This is a genomic window from Pseudomonas sp. SBB6, assembly GCF_024213215.1.
Classification (GTDB): Bacteria; Pseudomonadota; Gammaproteobacteria; order Pseudomonadales; family Pseudomonadaceae; genus Aquipseudomonas; species Aquipseudomonas donghuensis.
In genome coordinates, this window is the sequence record NZ_JANAVH010000001.1 from 490,257 (window position 1) to 508,074 (window position 17,818).

Annotated in this window: 18 protein-coding genes and 1 tRNA gene; 8 read left to right on the forward strand and 11 right to left on the reverse strand. The window is 62.3% G+C overall.

The features are described from left to right. Positions 1–325 precede the first annotated feature (325 nt). A complete protein-coding gene (gene gabP / locus NLX68_RS02365) occupies positions 326–1,720 on the forward strand; it encodes a GABA permease (protein WP_010221308.1) in 1,395 nt (464 codons plus the stop codon). A 210-nt stretch (positions 1,721–1,930) separates the two neighbouring features. On the opposite strand, the gene NLX68_RS02370 is transcribed toward gabP, so the two are convergent. The 3 genes from NLX68_RS02370 to NLX68_RS02380 all read right to left on the reverse strand — a co-directional run bounded on the left by NLX68_RS02370 (position 1,931) and on the right by NLX68_RS02380 (position 4,091). After that, on the reverse strand, positions 1,931–2,368 hold the full coding sequence (locus NLX68_RS02370) for a hypothetical protein (RefSeq protein WP_254282526.1): 438 nt from the start codon (positions 2,366–2,368) through the stop codon (positions 1,931–1,933). Between the two features lie 91 nt (positions 2,369–2,459). Next, positions 2,460–3,503 (reverse strand): polyphosphate kinase 2, encoded by a 1,044-nt coding sequence (gene ppk2, locus NLX68_RS02375; RefSeq protein ID WP_254282527.1) that lies wholly within the window; start codon positions 3,501–3,503, stop codon positions 2,460–2,462. A gap of 99 nt (positions 3,504–3,602) precedes the next feature. Continuing rightward, the gene (locus NLX68_RS02380; protein WP_254282528.1) at positions 3,603–4,091 is read right to left on the reverse strand and encodes an HPP family protein; all 489 of its coding nucleotides are present in this window, start codon (positions 4,089–4,091) and stop codon (positions 3,603–3,605) included. A 108-nt stretch (positions 4,092–4,199) separates the two neighbouring features. On the opposite strand from NLX68_RS02380, the gene NLX68_RS02385 reads away from it, so the two are divergent. After that, positions 4,200–4,733, forward strand: coding sequence for a TetR/AcrR family transcriptional regulator (locus NLX68_RS02385; protein WP_254282529.1), 534 nt, complete (start codon positions 4,200–4,202; stop codon positions 4,731–4,733). Here the strand turns inward: NLX68_RS02385 and NLX68_RS02390 are convergent. From NLX68_RS02390 to NLX68_RS02410, 5 genes are all read right to left on the reverse strand, one after another. Next, positions 4,730–5,134 carry a hypothetical protein gene (locus NLX68_RS02390; RefSeq protein ID WP_254282530.1) on the reverse strand — a complete coding sequence of 135 codons (405 nt, stop codon included), beginning with the start codon at positions 5,132–5,134 and terminating at the stop codon, positions 4,730–4,732. The two genes, NLX68_RS02385 and NLX68_RS02390, sit on opposite strands and share 4 nt — an antisense overlap. 118 nt (positions 5,135–5,252) lie before the next feature. Next, a tRNA-Phe gene (locus NLX68_RS02395) sits at positions 5,253–5,328 on the reverse strand. A 91-nt stretch (positions 5,329–5,419) separates the two neighbouring features. Further along, entirely contained in the window at positions 5,420–5,692 is a 273-nt protein-coding gene (locus NLX68_RS02400) for an oxidative damage protection protein (protein ID WP_010221316.1), read from the reverse strand. Then, entirely contained in the window at positions 5,689–6,756 is a 1,068-nt protein-coding gene (gene mutY, locus NLX68_RS02405) for an A/G-specific adenine glycosylase (protein ID WP_010221317.1), read from the reverse strand. Before mutY ends, NLX68_RS02400 begins: the two co-directional genes overlap by 4 nt. Further along, positions 6,753–8,996, reverse strand: a complete 2,244-nt coding sequence (locus NLX68_RS02410) for an AsmA family protein (RefSeq protein WP_254282531.1) — start codon at positions 8,994–8,996, stop codon at positions 6,753–6,755. The genes mutY and NLX68_RS02410 overlap by 4 nt, the downstream gene beginning before the upstream one ends. Positions 8,997–9,334: 338 nt before the next feature. Here NLX68_RS02410 and NLX68_RS02415 point away from each other — a divergent pair, with 338 nt between their 5' ends. The 6 genes from NLX68_RS02415 to hisF all read left to right on the forward strand — a co-directional run bounded on the left by NLX68_RS02415 (position 9,335) and on the right by hisF (position 14,250). Next, entirely contained in the window at positions 9,335–10,996 is a 1,662-nt protein-coding gene (locus NLX68_RS02415) for an OFA family MFS transporter (RefSeq protein WP_254282532.1), read from the forward strand. A gap of 201 nt (positions 10,997–11,197) precedes the next feature. Further along, positions 11,198–11,791, forward strand: coding sequence for an imidazoleglycerol-phosphate dehydratase HisB (gene hisB, locus NLX68_RS02420; protein ID WP_254282533.1), 594 nt, complete (start codon positions 11,198–11,200; stop codon positions 11,789–11,791). Continuing rightward, entirely contained in the window at positions 11,791–12,429 is a 639-nt protein-coding gene (gene hisH / locus NLX68_RS02425; protein WP_010221321.1) for an imidazole glycerol phosphate synthase subunit HisH, read from the forward strand. Before hisB ends, hisH begins: the two co-directional genes overlap by 1 nt. Beyond that, positions 12,429–12,689, forward strand: coding sequence for a DUF2164 domain-containing protein (locus NLX68_RS02430; protein ID WP_254282534.1), 261 nt, complete (start codon positions 12,429–12,431; stop codon positions 12,687–12,689). The genes hisH and NLX68_RS02430 overlap by 1 nt, the downstream gene beginning before the upstream one ends. Positions 12,690–12,731: 42 nt before the next feature. Continuing rightward, complete coding sequence (gene hisA / locus NLX68_RS02435) at positions 12,732–13,469, forward strand: 1-(5-phosphoribosyl)-5-[(5-phosphoribosylamino)methylideneamino]imidazole-4-carboxamide isomerase (RefSeq protein WP_134061226.1); 738 nt, start codon at positions 12,732–12,734, stop codon at positions 13,467–13,469. A gap of 10 nt (positions 13,470–13,479) precedes the next feature. Further along, positions 13,480–14,250, forward strand: a complete 771-nt coding sequence (hisF, locus tag NLX68_RS02440; protein ID WP_254282535.1) for an imidazole glycerol phosphate synthase subunit HisF — start codon at positions 13,480–13,482, stop codon at positions 14,248–14,250. Positions 14,251–14,360: 110 nt separating this feature from the next. On the opposite strand, the gene choV is transcribed toward hisF, so the two are convergent. The 3 genes from choV to NLX68_RS02455 all read right to left on the reverse strand — a co-directional run bounded on the left by choV (position 14,361) and on the right by NLX68_RS02455 (position 17,398). Continuing rightward, positions 14,361–15,539: a choline ABC transporter ATP-binding protein gene (choV, locus tag NLX68_RS02445; RefSeq protein WP_254282536.1), complete on the reverse strand. Its 1,179-nt coding sequence runs from the start codon at positions 15,537–15,539 to the stop codon at positions 14,361–14,363. After that, the gene (gene choW / locus NLX68_RS02450; protein WP_174242343.1) at positions 15,536–16,384 is read right to left on the reverse strand and encodes a choline ABC transporter permease subunit; all 849 of its coding nucleotides are present in this window, start codon (positions 16,382–16,384) and stop codon (positions 15,536–15,538) included. Before choW ends, choV begins: the two co-directional genes overlap by 4 nt. Before the next feature lie 66 nt (positions 16,385–16,450). Next, complete coding sequence (locus tag NLX68_RS02455) at positions 16,451–17,398, reverse strand: choline ABC transporter substrate-binding protein (protein ID WP_254282537.1); 948 nt, start codon at positions 17,396–17,398, stop codon at positions 16,451–16,453. Between the last annotated feature and the right edge of the window lie 420 nt (positions 17,399–17,818).

The following is a 17,818-nucleotide window of genomic DNA, read 5'->3' on the forward strand; positions in this document are numbered from 1 at the left end:
TCTGGTTGTACCTGAGGGTTGCGCCTTTTTGCTCGTAGGAAGTGCATGAGGTGTTACCGGTGACGGATTGTGGTGCACCTTGGGCATTTGTAAGTGGGTATTTCAGTAATTGGCCAATTCCGCCGGTTTTTCAGGGTCTTTCGGTCAAGTCTTGGCCGAAAGGCCTGTAAGCCCCGTTAAACGGGGCTGTGAGAACTTTCGAACGAACGGTCATCAGCCTGGCGCGGTAATTGCGTTATCGATCGGCAACAGGATGTAGCACTCTTTTTAAAGGGCGCGACTCGAGTAGCAGGATCAAAACGCCATTTCTCGCAAAGGTAGTTTTATGAGCGGTACGCACAATTCCAACGACCTCGCTCAGGGGCTCAAACAGCGGCATGTGACCATGCTGTCGATTGCCGGTGTCATCGGTGCCGGTCTGTTCGTCGGCTCCGGCCACGCCATCGCCGAAGCCGGCCCGGCGGTCTTGCTGGCTTATGCCGCCGCCGGGACCCTGGTGGTGCTGGTCATGCGCATGCTGGCGGAAATGGCCGTCGCCTCGCCAGACACCGGTTCGTTCTCGACTTACGCCGACAAAGCCATCGGCCACTGGGCCGGCTTTACCATCGGCTGGCTGTACTGGTGGTTCTGGGTGCTGGTGATTCCGCTGGAGGCCAACGCCGCCGCGACCATCCTGCATGCCTGGTTCCCTGATATCGGCATCTGGGTGTTCACCCTGGTCATCACCTTGCTGCTGACCGCGACCAACCTGTTCAGTGTGAAGAACTACGGTGAATTCGAGTTCTGGTTCGCCCTGCTCAAGGTGGTGGCGATCATCGGTTTCATCATCCTTGGTGTGGCCGCGATCTTCGGTCTGCTGCCCAACAGCCAGGTCAGCGGCGTCAGCCATCTGTTCGACACCCAGGGCTTCATGCCCAACGGCATGGGCGCGGTGCTGGCTGCGATGCTGACCACCATGTTCTCGTTCATGGGTACCGAAATCGTCACCATCGCCGCCGCCGAGTCGAAAGACCCGGGCAAGCAGATCACCAAGGCCACCAACTCGGTGATCTGGCGGATCTTCCTGTTCTACCTCGTGTCGATCTTCGTGGTCGTGGCCTTGGTGCCGTGGACCAATAGCGAACTGGCCGAAGTCGGTTCGTACCAGACCGTGCTCAACCTGATGGGCATCCCCAACGCCAAGCTGATCGTCGACATCGTCGTGTTGATCGCGGTGACCAGCTGCCTTAACTCGGCGCTGTATACCTCCTCGCGCATGCTCTTCTCCCTGAGCAAGCGTGGTGATGCCCCGGCCATGGCCCAGCGCACCACTTCCAGCGGTACCCCGTATGTGGCGGTGGTGCTGTCGACTGCGGCGGCGTTCCTCACGGTGATCGCCAACTACCTGGCACCTGCCCAGGTGTTCGAGTTCCTGCTGGCAAGCTCCGGCGCCATTGCCTTGCTGGTGTACCTGGTGATTGCCGTGTCGCAACTGCGCATGCGCCGTCAGCGTATGCAGCGCGGGGAGAAGATTGCCTTCAAAATGTGGCTGTTCCCAGGGCTGACCTGGGCGACCATCGCCTTTATCGTCGGCATTCTGACCGTGATGCTGATCCGTCCGGATCATCGCATTGAAATCGTTGCCACCGGTTTGCTGTCCATCGCCGTGGTAGCCGCAGGGCTGCTGGTGGCGCGCAAGCGCAAGGCCGAGGCGGCCGGGCGGGCGGTGCTGAACAACTGATGTGCTGCGGGTGAAATGACAAAGGCCGCGATCTGTGAGGATTGCGGCCTTTTTGCTTCAGCAGGAAGTGGTGCGGTGTCCATGCTGGCCTCATCGCTGGCAAGCCAGCTCCCACAGGGACTGTGGTGGGAGCCGGTCTTGCCGGCGATGGGCTGCAGTGCAGCCCCATCCGGCTATCGCCATTGAGGGGATCAGGAGCCACGCAAGCTGTCAGCCAAACTTCTTCTGCTGCTTGGACACCGCTTCGGAAGCTGCAATGTAGGCGTCCTGGAACTCATCGCTCTCGAGCCAGGCCATGGTCGTGGCTTCGTCGGCGCCGTCCAGCCATTTGCGGTAGGCAGTGAAGACCATGACGATGTAGTCGGTGGCGTGTTCTTCCTTGTGACCCTTGAGCACCAGGGCCAGCAGCGGGTCGACCAGGAATACCGAGATCAGCGCAACCAGGCCGTTGTCCTGGGCTTGCTTCATCTTGTCGAACAGGGCGCTGTAGCTGCCCGATTCCATGGCCTTGTTGAACACCTGCTCGACGCTGGCGCTGGAGCTTTCGCCCGAGCTCTTGACCGCCTGGCCGCTACGCACCATGCGGTTCTCGCGGGCCTTGTTGGCGGCGCGTTTGGCGCGTTTCTGTTGTTTGCTGCTGGAGGCCATCGGTGAACCCTTGTGCTGAACCGGAAAAATTCTGCGTATTGAATCGCAGTTGGCCGGGAAACCCAAGTACAGCCGACGGCCTGGGCCGAGATCAGGCCGGCTGGGCCAGCTCGCCGCGGTCTTCCTCTTCCAGCACGCGCGCGGCGCGGTCTACCAGCAGTGGGTCAGGCTGGTGGGCGACGCTCAGGTCCTTGCCGGGGTAATCCAGCGAATGCAGGAAGTGGCGGATACAGTTGATCCGCGCGCGCTTCTTGTCGTCGGACTTGATCACCGTCCACGGTGCGTCGGCGGTGTCGGTGTGGAAGAACATCGCTTCCTTGGCGGCGGTGTATTCGTCCCACTTGTCCAGCGACTTGATGTCGATCGGTGACAGCTTCCAGTGCTTGAGCGGGTCGTCACGGCGCGAGATGAAGCGGCGCAGCTGCTCTTCGCGGTTCACCGAGAACCAGTACTTGAACAGCAGGATGCCACTGTTGCACAGCATGCGTTCGAGCTCCGGCGCCTGGCGCATGAACTCCAGGTATTGCAGCGGCGAGCAGAAGTCCATGACCCGCTCGACCCCGGCACGGTTGTACCAGGAGCGGTCGAAGAAGACCATTTCACCCGCCGTGGGCAGGTGCTGGACGTAGCGCTGGAAGTACCACTGGCCTTTCTCCTGCTCGGAAGGCTTCTCCAGGGCGACGATTCGCGCGCCACGCGGGTTCAGGTGCTCCATGAAGCGCTTGATAGTGCCGCCTTTGCCGGCAGCGTCACGGCCCTCGAACAGCACGACGATACGCTGGCCGGTTTCCTTGACCCAGCTTTGCACCTTGAGCAGCTCGATCTGCAGTTCATGCTTGGCCTTTTCGTACTCGGCGCGGCGCATGCGGTTGCGGTACGGATAGCTGGCCGGCAGTTTCGCCGAGGCGCTGTCTTCGTTGGAGCCGCGCGGTGCCGAGGCAACCTTCAGGGCTGCCGGTTGCTGGCTGATGGCGCTGATCTGCGCTTCGCCAGCGGCGCTTGCGGCAGGCTTGCGCGGGGTGCGCGGGCGGCGTGGACGAGTGCTGGCAGCTTTGCGCGCCGGGCTTGGGCTGGTGCCCGCGGGTGTTTCGACGGCGGGCGAGGGCAGGGGCAGGGCAGTGGATTCTTCGCTCATTATGGAGGCCTGTTGGTTCTTTCGAATGTCCTCAAGGCATCTTACGGCTGCCTGCCAAGGGCATATTGACGGTGGTCAACAGCCCTTGGCATAGCGCCATCAGTACCAGTATTTCGGGTAGCTGTTGGCCTGGCGCGCGTTGTTCAGGCACCAGGCCACGGCGACGATCACCAGCGAGCCTGCAAGCACCGGGGTCACCACGAAGCTCAGCGGTGCATGGCTGGCGATCACTACCAGCGGGTTGGCCCCGGCTGGCGCGTGCAGGGTGCGGGTCTGCTGCATGGCGGCCAGGGCCAGGCCGACGGCCAGGGCCGCGCTCCACCAGCTGTCACCCAGGGTATGCAGTGCCGCCAGGCCCACCAGGGTGGCAATCACATGCCCGCCGATGATGTTGCGCGGTTGTGCCAGTGGCGAGTCGGGCATGCCGAAGGCCAGCACGCAGCTGGCGCCAAACGGTGCCATCAGCCACAAGGCGCCGGACACCTGGCTGAGCCAGCCGGTGGCGCCGATCGCCAGGGCCGCGCCAATCAGTGACAACAGGCTGAAGTGCAGGGAAGGGGCGGCGGGCGCCTTGGATTTGAACGGCATGGGTACAGTCTCCGGGTGGGCGATTTGTGCCGAGGATACCGATCGGTTTACCTGCAAGTCAACCGATCGGTATACACTGTTGGCAACTGTCCAGATCGAAGGTGTGGCATGAGTACGTCCGAGAAAATCGCCGAGTCGGCCCTGCAGTTGTTCTACCGTCAGGGTTACCACGGCACCGGGGTTGAGCAACTGAGCCAGGAAGCCGGGGTGACCAAGAAAACCCTGTACCGGCATTTCCCCAGCAAGGAGCTGTTGATCGAAGCGGCGCTGCAGCGGCGCGACCTGGATTTCATGGCGCGCCTGGAAAGCGCTCTGGCGGCCGTAGAGGCAAAAGCGCGGCCGCTGGCCTATATCGACTTCGTTGAAGCCTGGGCGCGCTCTGAAGACTTCCACGGCTGTGCCTTCATTAATGCCTCGGCCGAGTATGCCGAGCCGGGCGAACCGCCCCATGAGCTGGCCAGACTGCACAAGCACAAGGTCATGGCGGCGCTGGAGCGGGCCTGTCAGCAGGCGGGGTGCCAGCAGGGAGCTGCGCAGCAGCTGTTTGTGCTGGGCGAGGGGTTGATTGTTGCGTCCCAGGTCAGCGGACCGCAGGCGTCATTGTTCGAGGCGGCGCGAGGGGTGGTGGCTGCGCTGGCCTAGCGCAGTATCCCGCAGATGGCGTTGCCTTCGTAGTAATGCAACACGTTGCCCATGAACATGAACGGGCCGCAGGCGTACATAGGCGAGCTGATGTTCTGCGCGGTGCGCTGCAGGAGCACTTGCTGGCCATTCACATCTGCGCCATAGCCCTCCTCGCTGTAGACATCGCACACTGGCAGTTGCAGAGGGATCGGCAGAATCACGGCCCAGAGGGTGACGCCGCACCACTGGTGAGGCTCAGTGCTCTTTTGCGTTGTGCTGATTACCGGGGTGATGTTCTTCAGGCGCAGGATGCGATGGGCCGCAGTGGGGTAGGTGTCTTTGTGCGGCAGCACCACGGTGGCGCCGACACAGCCGGTCAGGCTCAGCAGCATGGTGACGATAACGGCGATCGATTTCATCCCTGGCTCCGATGAGCTCGCGGCATGTCCGTGCGCGAGAAGGCCTGCGTCGGTGGAGAAATCGCAGGCATGAAAAAAGCCCCAAGGAATCACTTCGCTTGGGGCTTTTCGGTATTAGTGGTGCCCAGAGACGGAATCGAACCGCCGACACGGGGATTTTCAATCCCCTGCTCTACCGACTGAGCTATCTGGGCAACGGGGCGCATTAAAAGGGTTTTTCGGATTTACGTCAACGACTTTTTGAAAATTTTTTAAATTAATTCCGTCGCTTACGATTTTCCGGGGTTATTCGCTAGGCGGAACGTAGCCTTCGGCCTTCTCGTAATCCTGGCCGGAGAAGAACTTGTCCATCTCGCCCTGGAGGAATTTACGGTCCTCGGCGTTCATCATGTTCAAGCGCTTCTCGTTGATCAGCATGGTCTGCTCTTTTTGCCAGTCGGCCCAGGCCTTCTGCGAAATGTGATCAAAGATGTCCTGGCCCTTGGCGCCCGGGTAGGGTGGACGCTCAAGGCCTGGCAGTTCTTCGTTGTACTTGCGGCACATTACGGTGCGGGTCATCGCGACTCTCCTGTAAGCAATACGTCGGCCGCGCGTTTAAGCAGTTTTTTCACCGGGGCGGCAAGGCCCAGGCGCGGCGGGGTGGCGAGGTTATACCAGAGCCAGTCGGCCTCGGCCACGTGGTCGGTGGCGGCGTCGACGCGCACCAGCCAGGGCTCGATGGCCAGCTGGAAGTGGCTGAAGGTGTGGGTCAGGCCGTCCAGCGCCTGGCTGCCGGCCAGGCTCAGGCCGTGCTGGTCGGCCAGATCTTCGATTTGTTCAATGTTGTCCAGCTCCGGCAGGCTCCACAGCCCGCCCCAGAGGCCGCTGGACGGGCGCCGGTAAAGCAGGATGGCGCCTTCGTGGTTGGCCAGCAGTGGCATCAGCGTGCGCTTTTGCGGCAGCTCCTTGCGCGGCTTGGGCACGGGGTAGCGGATTTCCTGGCCGAGCATGTGCGCCTCGCAGCCAACCTTGAGCGGGCATAGCAAGCAACTGGGCTTGCTGCGGGTGCACAGGGTGGCGCCGAGGTCCATCATCGCCTGGGTGTAGTGATTCACCCGGCTGTGCGGGGTATAGCGCTCGGCGTTGGCCCACAATGCCTTGGCCACCTTCGGCTCGCCCGGGTAACCCTCTTGCGCGGTGTAACGGGCCAGCACGCGCTTGACGTTGCCGTCGAGGATCGGCGCACGCAGGCCCATGCTGATGCTGGCAATGGCGCCAGCCGTGGACAGGCCAATGCCCGGCAGGTCGGTGAGCTTCTCGACATCGCGCGGAAATTCGCCGCCGTACTGCTCGACGACGATTTTCGCGGTTTTTTGCAGGTTGCGCGCCCGGGTGTAGTAGCCCAGGCCGGTCCACAGGTGCAGCACTTCGTCCTCGGGGGCCTCGGCCAGGGCCTGGACCGTGGGCAGGGCCTCCATGAAGCGCCCGAAGTAGTTGAGCACGGTGCTCACCTGGGTCTGCTGCAACATGATCTCCGAGACCCACACCCGATACGGGGTGATGCCCTGTTGCCAGGGCAGGTCGTGGCGGCCGTTACGGTCGTACCAATCCAGTACGGCGCTGGAAAACTGCTCTGGGCTCATCGCTTGAACAACCCCTTGAGTGCGTCTTTGAGTTCCGGGCTGACCTTGTCACCGAGTTTCTCGTCGATCTTCTCGCTGAGCTTTTCGCTGACCTTGTCGCCGGCAAGCTTGGCCGCGACCTTGCCCAGGCCGTCTTTATCCAGGCGGCAGGCCTTGGCGCCCAGTTCCAGCGGGCCGCGGCAGCGCAGCGGCAGTTCCAGGCCGACATAGCGCTCGCCGACCTGGCAGGCCGGGTCGGGCATGTCGCGCTTGTCGCCTTCGACAATCACGCCAATGCGGTAGTCCATGCCCAGTACGCGCAGGTCGAGGTCGCCCTGGCCGTTGACGGTCAGGCCGGGAATCCGCGCCTTGAGGTCAGGGTTGCTGGCTACACCGTTACGCATTACCAGGCTGCCCTTGAGCTCCTGGAACGGGGTGTCCTTGCCGCGTGGTTCGCCGCTCAGCGTCTTGCGGTTGAGGGTGGCAATGGCCTGGCACAGCTGCTGCTCGAGGTTGGCGTTGACCAGGACGCCGTCGTTGATGACGAAGCTGGCATTGCCGTTGAGGGTGTCGACCAGGGCTTTCTGGCTGTTGCCGGTGGCGGTCAGGTCGCTGTTCAGGGTCAGCAGGCCCTTGACCGGTGGGGTGGCGGTTTCGCTCTTGATGAAGTGCTCGACCGGGACCCGGTTGATGCGGGTGTTGAGGCCGATCTGCGGCACTGCCGGGCGCACGTCGAGGGTGCCTTTGCTTTCGAAGTCGCCGTTGTACAGGCCGCCACGCAGGGTTTCCAGCGTGATCAGGCCACCCTGGCCCTGGGCCTTGAGGTTGGCGTTTTCGATCGGCAGTTTGTCCAGGGTCAGTTGGTCGAAGGTCAGCTCGGCTTGCAGGTCGAGCTGGCGCAGGCGATCGACCGGCAGCAGCTTGTCGTTGCTCCAGGCCACCTGGGTGGGCGCATCCGGCAGCGGCGTGGTGCCGGCACCGGCCAGGGCGCTGGCTTCTTTGCTCTGCACTTCAGCCTGGCGCGCGGCCTTGGCACCTTTGGCCGCATCGCTCTTGGCCAGCAGGTAACGGTCGGCGTCGAACTTGTCGGCCTTGAGCTGCACGCGCAGGGCCTGCTTGGCGAAGTCCTCGACGGCCAGGCGGCCGGTAAAGGTGCTGTCGTCGAGCTTGATTGCCAGGTCTTCCAGGGCCAGGCTGTTCGGCGTGCCTTGCAAGCGGGTGACCAGCTCGACCTTGCCCAGGGTGCTGGCGTCGGCCGAAGCCGGCAGCGGGTGGCCGATGCTGTCGAGGAAGTTGCGCAGGTCGAACTGGGCAATCGACAGGCCGCCGCTCAGTAGCGGGGTTTTATCGAGGTCGCGCAGGTTCAGTTCGCCAAGGGCACGCAACTGGTTGGCCGAGAGCTTGAGGCCGTTCCATTCGGCGACGTTGGCCGCCAGATCAACCAGCAACTGGCCTTGGGCGGCGAAGGTCATGGTTTTGCCTTGCAGCGGCTCGCCCGAGGCTTCGCCGCTGAGCTTCATGTCTTCGAACTGGTAGCGCTTGAGCCGGCGGTCGAAGCGCAGCTCGCCGTTCAGCTCGGTGCGCGCCTTGACTACTGGCTGGCCGGAGCTGAGGAAGGCGGTCATCTTCAGCGGGATGTTCACCCCTTCATGCACGGCGCCAGTGCTCAGCTGGATGCTTTCGGCACCGAAACTCTGGCCGCTGCGGGCGTCGTTGTACTGCACGCGGGCGTTGTTGACGGTCAGGCTGTCGATATCGAGCTTGACCAGGCGCTCGCTGGCGCTGTCGGTGCTGGCTTGCGCGGGTGCCTCGGCAGGGGCGCTACTGCCATCGGCCGGTGCCGGTGTAGCGGCGGGCAATGGCTTGCCGATGTCTTCCCAGTTGCCGTGGCCGTGTTCATCGCGACTTAGCGTCAGGTTCAAGCCTTCGACGCGCACGTCGCTCATCTGCACTTCGCGGCGCAGCAAGGGCAGTACGCGTACCGACAGGCCGAGCATCTGCAGGTCGGCAAACGGCACTTTCGGGTTGTTCAAGGTGGCGATGCTGGCCTCATGCAGTTCCAGCCCCAGCCAGGGGAACAGGCTCCAGCCGATATCGCCATTGAGCGTCAGCTCGACGTGGGCCTTGTCGCGTGCCAGCTGGCGAATCTCGTCTTTGTAGTCGTTGGGATCGAAGAGGTGGGTCAGGGCGAAGCCCAGAGCCACAATGATCAGCAACAACCCGAGAAGCACCAGCCCCAGGATTTTGCCGAACGCTTTCATGGGCGAGTCCTTGTAGTCCGATTTCTAAATTCAGCCGCAGAGTATAGCGCTGCGGTTATCACCACTGGGTGATATGGGGCGAAGGTTTAGTCCTGCAAAGGTGTCGGATTCGACAACAGGGGGTGGGACAGTTCCTTGCCGGGGGGATCAGTTGTTGAACCAACGACAGTATCAGTTTGCGCTCAGCGCCCAGCGCAAATGCTACTCTCTCGCCGCTCTTGGGCCCTGCTGCGGCTATTTGTCGCGCAAATGGGGCCGTTCGCCAACAAAAACGACCAGTTGCCACAGGGCCAAGGTCGAGGGCGGTGAGCGCTTCATACCTACGAGGGAGTACAACAATGAGCAGCAGCATCACGGCCGGAGCGATCGCCAGCGCGCCCGGCTTCCTGTCCAAGGAGCGGATCATCGCCCGCCCGGGTTTCAACCGTTGGCTGGTTCCGCCAGCGGCGCTGGCCATTCACCTGTGCATCGGCATGGCCTACGGGTTTTCGGTGTTCTGGTTGCCGCTGTCGCAGGCCATCGGTATCAATGCGCCGGTCGTTTGCTCGGAGCAGACCCACTTTCTGCTGCGCATGTTCACCACCGAGTGCGACTGGCCGATCTCGATGCTCAGCGGGATCTACACGCTGTTCTTTGTCTTCCTCGGTTGTTCGGCGGCCATCTGGGGCGGCTGGCTGGAGCACGCCGGGCCGCGCAAGGCCGGCGTCGTATCAACCCTGTGCTGGTGCGGCGGCCTGCTGATTTCTGCCTTTGGCGTCTATACCCACCAACTGTGGCTGATGTGGCTGGGCTCCGGGGTGATCGGCGGTATTGGCCTGGGGCTTGGCTACATTTCGCCGGTCTCGACCTTGATCAAGTGGTTCCCGGACAAGCGCGGCATGGCCACCGGCATGGCGATTATGGGCTTTGGTGGCGGTGCCATGGTCGGTGCGCCGCTGGCGGCAGCGCTGATGAATCACTTTGCCACCCCTGAGGAGGTCGGCGTCTGGCAGAGCTTCGTGGTGATGGCGGTGATCTACTTCGTGTTCATGCTCGGCGGTGCCCTGGCCTATCGCGTGCCGCCCACCGGCTGGAAGCCTGAAGGCTGGAGCGCACCGCTGAAAAAGACCAGCAACGCGATGATCACTCATCGCCATGTACATGTCAGTGTGGCGTGGAAAACCCCGCAGTTTGTACTTATCTGGCTGGTTTTGTGCCTGAACGTGTCGGCGGGTATCGGTATTCTCGGCATGGCCTCGCCGCTGTTGCAGGAAGTCTTTGCCGGCAAACTGCTGGGCAGTGACCTCAGCTTCAGCCAGCTTAACACCGCGCAACTGGGCCAGATCGCCGCGATTGCCGCAGGCTTTACCGGCTTGCTCAGCCTGTTCAACATCGGCGGGCGCTTCTTCTGGGCGTCGTTCTCCGACTACATCGGGCGCAAGAACACCTATTTCGCCTTCTTCGCTCTGGGCGTGGCCCTGTATGCGCTGGTGCCGAACATGGGCCACCTGGGCAACATCGCCCTGTTCGTGGCGGCGTTCTGCATCATCCTGTCGATGTATGGCGGTGGCTTTGCCACGGTGCCGGCGTACCTGGCCGACCTGTTCGGCACGCAGATGGTCGGCGCCATTCACGGTCGCCTGCTGACCGCTTGGGCCGCAGCCGGGGTGCTGGGCCCGGTGCTGATCACCAACCTGCGCGAATATCAGCTGGAGCTGGGCGTGCCGCGGGCGGCGGCCTATGACATAACTCTGTACATCCTTGCCGGGTTGCTGGTGCTGGGCTTTATCTGCAATGCGCTGGTGCGGCCGGTGGCCGACAAGTACTTCATGACCGATGCCGAGCTTGCCGCCGAACGGGCCTTGAGCCATGACCAGGGCCGCGTCAGCGAGCGCGTGCTGGAGTGGCAGGCGGATCCGGCCAGCAAGCCGCTGGTGCTGGCAGCCTGGTTGGTGGTCGGGGTGCCGCTGGCCTGGGGGATCTGGGTGACGCTGCAGAAGACGGCGGTGTTGTTCAATTAGGCCTGCTGTGCAGGCCATCGCCGGCAAGGCCGGCTCCCACAAGATCTTCATGCACTGACCCTTGGGGAGCTGGCTTTGCCAGCGATGGGCCGCACAGCGGCCCGACTAAATTCCCTGCCACGCGTCATCTGCGTTTCAAGCCGGGCGCTTCTGGGCCTATAATGATCACCTTTTTCGCCCAATGATTTTGCGGAGCTGGTGATGGTCGAACGTAAGGCTTCCGTCGAGCGCAATACTCTGGAGACCCAGATCAAGGCCTCGATCAACCTGGATGGCAGCGGCAAGGCCCGATTCGATATCGGTGTGCCTTTCCTTGAACATATGCTCGACCAGATCGCCCGACATGGGTTGATCGACCTCGATATCGAATGCAAGGGCGACCTGCATATCGACGATCACCATACCGTCGAAGACGTCGGTATCACCCTGGGCCAGGCTTTCAGCCAGGCCATCGGCGACAAGAAGGGCATCCGCCGCTACGGCCATGCCTACGTGCCGCTGGACGAAGCGCTGTCGCGGGTGGTCATCGACTTCTCCGGGCGTCCGGGCCTGCAGATGCACGTACCCTACACCCGCGCGTCGGTCGGTGGCTTCGATGTCGACCTGTTCCAGGAGTTCTTCCAGGGCTTCGTCAACCACGCCAACGTCAGCCTGCACATCGACAACCTGCGTGGGCACAACACCCACCACCAGATCGAGACCGTGTTCAAGGCCTTCGGCCGCGCGCTGCGCATGGCCATCGAGCTGGATGAGCGCATGGCCGGGCAGATGCCATCGACCAAGGGTTGCCTGTAATGCAGACGGTTGCCGTTATCGACTATGGCATGGGCAACCTGCACTCGGTGGCCAAGGCCCTGGAGCACGTGGGTGCCGGCAAGGTCCTGATCACCAGCGACGCCGACGTGATTCGCGAAGCCGACCGCGTGGTGTTCCCGGGTGTTGGCGCGATCCGCGACTGCATGGCTGAAATCCGCCGCCTGGGCTTCGACAGCCTGGTGCGTGAAGTCAGCCAGGACCGTCCGTTCCTCGGCATCTGCGTTGGCATGCAAGCCTTGCTCGATCACAGCGAAGAGAACGACGGCGTCGACTGCATCGGCCTGTTCCCGGGCAATGTGCGCTTCTTCGGCAAAGACCTGCACGAAGACGGCGAGCACCTGAAGGTGCCACACATGGGCTGGAACGAAGTCGTCCAGAGCATCGACCACCCGCTGTGGCACAACATCCCCGACCGTGCGCGCTTCTACTTCGTGCACAGCTACTACATCACCGCCGGCAAGCCGGGCCAGGTGGTCGGTAGCGGTCACTACGGTGTCGACTTCGCCGCAGCGCTGGCCGAAGGCTCGCGCTTTGCCGTGCAGTTCCACCCGGAGAAGAGCCATACCCATGGCTTGCAGCTGCTGCAGAACTTCGCTGCCTGGGACGGGCGCTGGTAATGGGCAAGTCCAGGGCCAAGCCGCCGACCCTCACGCTGGCGCCGGAGCAGGAACGCGAAGCGCTCGATACCCTCAAGCGCTTTCTCGAAGACCGTTTCGAGCTGCAGCTGGGGTCGTTTGAGGTCGCCGAGGTCCTGGAGCTGTTCACCAAAGAGATTGCCCCGCACTACTACAACAGGGCGATTTTCGATGTGCAGAACCACCTCAAGGAACGGTTCGAAAGCATTGAAAGCGACCTGTGGGCGCTCGAGAAGAACTGACTTTTCGAGCATCACTGTTTACCGAATAGACAGGTTTTGCAGATGCTGATTATCCCCGCTATCGATCTCAAGGACGGTGCTTGCGTACGCCTGCGCCAGGGCCGCATGGAAGACTCCACGGTATTCTCCGACGACCCGGTGAGCATGGCCGCCAAATGGGTTGAAGGGGGCTGCCGCCGGCTGCACCTGGTTGACCTCAATGGTGCCTTCGAGGGGCAGCCGGTCAACGGTGAAGTGGTCACCGCGATTGCCAAGCGCTACCCGACCCTGCCGATCCAGATCGGTGGCGGCATCCGTTCGCTGGAAACCATCGAGCACTACGTCAAGGCCGGTGTCAGCTACGTGATCATCGGCACCAAGGCGGTCAAGGAGCCCGAGTTCGTTGCCGAGGCCTGCCGCGCCTTCCCGGGCAAAGTGATCGTGGGCCTGGATGCCAAAGACGGTTTCGTCGCCACCGACGGCTGGGCTGAAGTCAGCTCGGTGCAGGTCATCGACCTGGCCAAGCGTTTCGAAGCCGACGGCGTCTCGGCCATCGTCTACACCGACATCGCCAAAGACGGCATGATGCAGGGCTGCAACGTGCCGTTCACCGCAGCCCTGGCCGCGGCCACCAAGATCCCGGTAATCGCCTCCGGCGGTATCCACAACCTCGGTGACATCAAGGCCCTGCTTGACGCCAAGGCGCCGGGCATCATCGGTGCGATCACCGGCCGCGCCATTTACGAAGGCACCCTGGATGTCGCCGAGGCACAAGCCTTCTGCGACAGCTACAAAGGCTGAGGACTCCCACATGGCACTGGCCAAGCGCATCATCCCTTGCCTGGACGTCGACAACGGCCGGGTGGTCAAGGGCGTCAAGTTCGAGAACATCCGCGATGCCGGTGATCCGGTGGAAATCGCCCGGCGTTACGATGAACAGGGCGCTGACGAGATTACCTTTCTCGACATCACCGCCAGCGTCGATGGCCGCGACACTACCCTGCATACCGTCGAGCGCATGGCCAGCCAGGTGTTCATCCCGTTGACCGTGGGCGGTGGCGTGCGCACCGTGCAGGACATCCGCAACCTGCTCAACGCCGGTGCCGACAAGGTCTCGATCAACACCGCCGCGGTGTTCAACCCGGAGTTCGTTGGTGAAGCTGCCGCGCACTTCGGTTCGCAGTGCATCGTGGTCGCCATCGATGCCAAGAAAGTCTCCGGCCCGGGCGAAACCCCGCGCTGGGAAATCTTCACCCATGGCGGACGCAAGCCGACCGGCCTGGACGCGGTGGCGTGGGCGAAGAAGATGGAAGGCCTGGGTGCCGGCGAAATCCTCCTGACCAGCATGGACCAGGACGGCATGAAGAACGGCTTTGACCTGGGGGTAACCCGGGCGATCAGCGATGCCCTGGGCATTCCGGTGATTGCGTCCGGTGGTGTGGGCAACCTGCAGCACCTGGCCGACGGGATTATCGAGGGGCATGCCAGCGCGGTGCTGGCGGCGAGCATCTTCCACTTCGGTGAGTACACGGTGCCTGAGGCCAAGGCGTTCATGGCCAAGCAGGGGATCGTCGTTCGCTGAGGCTTTGTGGGAGCCGGCGTTGCCGGCGATGCTATCAGCGCGGTCTCCTCTGCACCGCGTCGTCTGCATCGCTGGCAACGCCAGCTCCCACAAGTGCCCCGCGATAGCTATCAGCCCAGGTTCTTGCCCAGCAGCGCGTGGTACAGCTCGCTGTCGCCAAGAATCCCCACCACTTTGTTCCCTTCCTGAAGCACCAGCTTGTTGCCGGTCTGGTAACGGATCTGCAGGGCTTCGCGCATGCCGATGCTGGCGCTGACCAGGGTCGGCTTGCGGCCAAGGCCCTCGACTGCTTCACCCGGTGCCCAGTTCTGCAGGTCCATGCCGTTGCCCCCCTGGCGCGCACCCTTGATGGTGTTGCCTTCGGCCAGGTCCAGCCAGGAGTCGCCACCCGGGTCCAGGCATACCGAGCCATTGATGCGCTTGCACTTGTCCAGGGTGCGCATCAGGCTGCGGCCGCACAGCACGTTGAGCGGGTTGGTGTGGGCGACGAAGGTACGTACATAGTCGTCGGCCGGGTTGAGGACGATTTCCTCCGGCTTGCTGTACTGGATGATCTTGCCGTCTTTCATGATCGCAATGCGGCTGCCGAGCTTGAGCGCCTCGTCCAGATCGTGGCTGACGAAGACGATGGTCTTGTTCAGCTTGCGCTGCAATTCCAGCAACTCGTCCTGCAGGCCCTGGCGGATCAGTGGGTCGAGGGCCGAGAAGGGTTCGTCCATCAGCAGGATGTCGGCATCCATGGCCAGCGCCCGGGCCAGGCCGACCCGCTGCTGCATGCCACCGGAGAGCTCATCGGGTTTCTTGTTGCGCCATTGGGTCAGGCCCACCAGCTCGAGTTTTTCGTCGACCAGCTTGCGCCGTTCCTTCTCCGGGCGGCCCTGCATTTCCAGGCCGAAGCTGATGTTCTCGCGCACCGTCAGCCAGGGCATCAGGGCGAACTTCTGGAACACCATGGCGATGCGCTTGGTGCGCATCATCTTCAGTTCCGCCGGGGTGCAGTGGGCAATGTCGATATGCGAGCCTTCGTGCTCGACGAACAGCTTGCCGCGGCTGACGGTATTGAGGCCGTTGATGCAGCGCAGCAGACTCGACTTGCCCGAACCGGACAGGCCCATCAATACGCAGATCTCGCCCTTGTTGATGTCCAGGTTGGCTTTCTCGACCCCGACCACCAGGCCGGTCTGCTTCAGGATCTGTTCGCGTGAAAGGCCCTGATCGAGCAGGCTCAGGGCCTCGCGCGGTCGGCTGGAGAAGATAACGTCTACGTCTTCGAAGCGAATAATGCTCATGCTTCACTCCTTACCGGTACGTCGGGTTGTTTGCAGATACGGTCGAGCATGATCGCCAGCAACACGATCGCCAGACCCGCTTCGAAGCCCAGAGCGATATCGGCAGTGTTCAATGCGTTGACCACAGGTTTGCCCAGGCCATCGGCACCCACCAGCGCGGCAATCACCACCATCGACAGCGACAGCATGATGCATTGGGTGACGCCGGCGGCAATGCTCGGCATGGCGTGAGGCAGTTCGATGCGCGACAGCAGTTGGCGGCGTGAGCAGCCAAAGGCCTTGCCGGCATCGAGCAGTTCCTGGGGCACGTCACAGATACCCAGGTAGGTCAGGCGGATCGGTGCGGCGATGGCGAACACCACCGTCGAGATCAGCCCGGGGACCACGCCCAGCCCGAACAGGGTCAGGGTCGGGATCAGGTAAACGAAGGTAGGTACCGTCTGCATCAGGTCGAGGACCGGGCGCATGGCGGTGTAGAACATCGGCTTGTGTGCAGCGAGGATACCCAGTGGCACGCCGATGGCCACGCAGACCAGGGTGGCGAACAGCACCTGGGCCAGGGTCTCCATGGTTTCCTGCCAGTAGCCAAGGTTGAGGATCAGCAGGAATGACAGTACGCAGAATGCGGTCAGCGCCCATTTGCGCTGGATCAAGTGCGCGATCACTGCAATCAGGCCGATCAGGACGAAGGGATTGAACCAGGTCAGCGCCCCGGTCACACCATGAATCATGTATTCCAGTGCTGCCGCGAAGGCATCGAAGTAGTTGGCGCCGTGTTGCGTCAACCATTCAACGAAGCCTGCGATGTACTGGCCCAGAGGGAGTTTTTCATCGATCAGCATGATAGCGAGCGTCCACCTGCAAAAGTTTGAAGACAGCCTGCGGCGGGACCCGCCCGCCGCAGGCAGTGCTTACTGCGTGAGTTTGGCTTTGGCTGCCTCCAGGCCAGGCTTGCCGTCAACAGTGGTAACCCCGGCCAGCCAGGTGTCGAGCACCTGCGGGTTCTTCTTCAGCCAGGCCTTGGCTGCAGCGTCGGGTTTCATCTTGTCGTCCAGGACGTTGCCCATCAGGGTGCTTTCCATGTCGAGGGTGAAGGACAGGTTCTGCAGCAACTGGCCGACGTTGCTGCATTCCTGCACATAGCCCTTGCGGGTGTTGGTGAGGACGGTGGCCTTGCCATATTCGGGGCCGAAGAAGTCATCGCCGCCGTCCAGGTACTTCATCTTGAAGCGGGTGTTCATCGGGTGCGGTTCCCAGCCCAGGAACACCACGGCGGTGTCGCGGCGCTGGGCACGCTCCACTTGCGAGAGCATGCCGGCCTCGCTGGACTCGACCACCTTGAAGCCGGCGTCCTTGAGGCCGAAGGCGTTCTTGTCGATCATGCTCTGGATGGTGCGGTTGCCGTCGTTGCCCGGCTCGATGCCGTAGATCTTGCCGTCCAGTTCCTTCTTGAACTTGGCAATGTCGGCGAAGTTTTTCAGGCCCTTGTCATACAGCGCCTGGGGCACGGCGAGGGTGTACTTGGCGTTCTCAAGGTTGGCCCGTACGGTTTCCACGGTGCCGGCATCACGGTACTGCTTGATGTCGTTTTCCATGGTCGGCATCCAGTTGCCGAGGAACACGTCCATGTTCTTGCCATCGGCCAGCGACTTGTAGGTCACCGGTACCGAAATCATCGTGGTCTTGGTCTTGTAGCCCAGCGACTGGAGCACGACGCTGGTGACCGCGGTGGTCACGGTGATGTCGGTCCAGCCGACATCGGAGAAGTTGACGGTGTGACACTGCTCGGGCTCGGCGGCCTGGGCCAGCACCGGCAGACTCAGCACTGCGGCCAGCAATAGCGAGGGTGAACCTTTCATTCGATGGACTCCTGGGGTTTTTTCTCGGATGTCCCACGGGACCGCCGTGCTTTATGGTTTGCATTCGGTCGGGCCTGACTATCGGGCGATAGCGGGACGGCTGCCGTGCAATCGAGTCGATACCGATCATCTAACAGCCAAAATCAAACGCCTACAGGGTGCGTCGTATCCAGTACAGACAGGGTCGCATCCAGTGCCGATGAGGTCGTTTACAGATTTATCTCACCCTGTAAACGCAGTTTCGCTACCTCTGCACCGCAAAAAAACGGCGCACAAGCACGGCTGACAGCTGGCGGCGTTGCTGGGCAAGAACGCGTCGGTTGCAGACGTCAGAGGTCCTGGCAAAAGCCTGATGATGCGTGGAATCGGCGGATTGCCGCCTATTTAGCGTAGCAGTTGCGGCGCCCTTGGCTTGGGCTG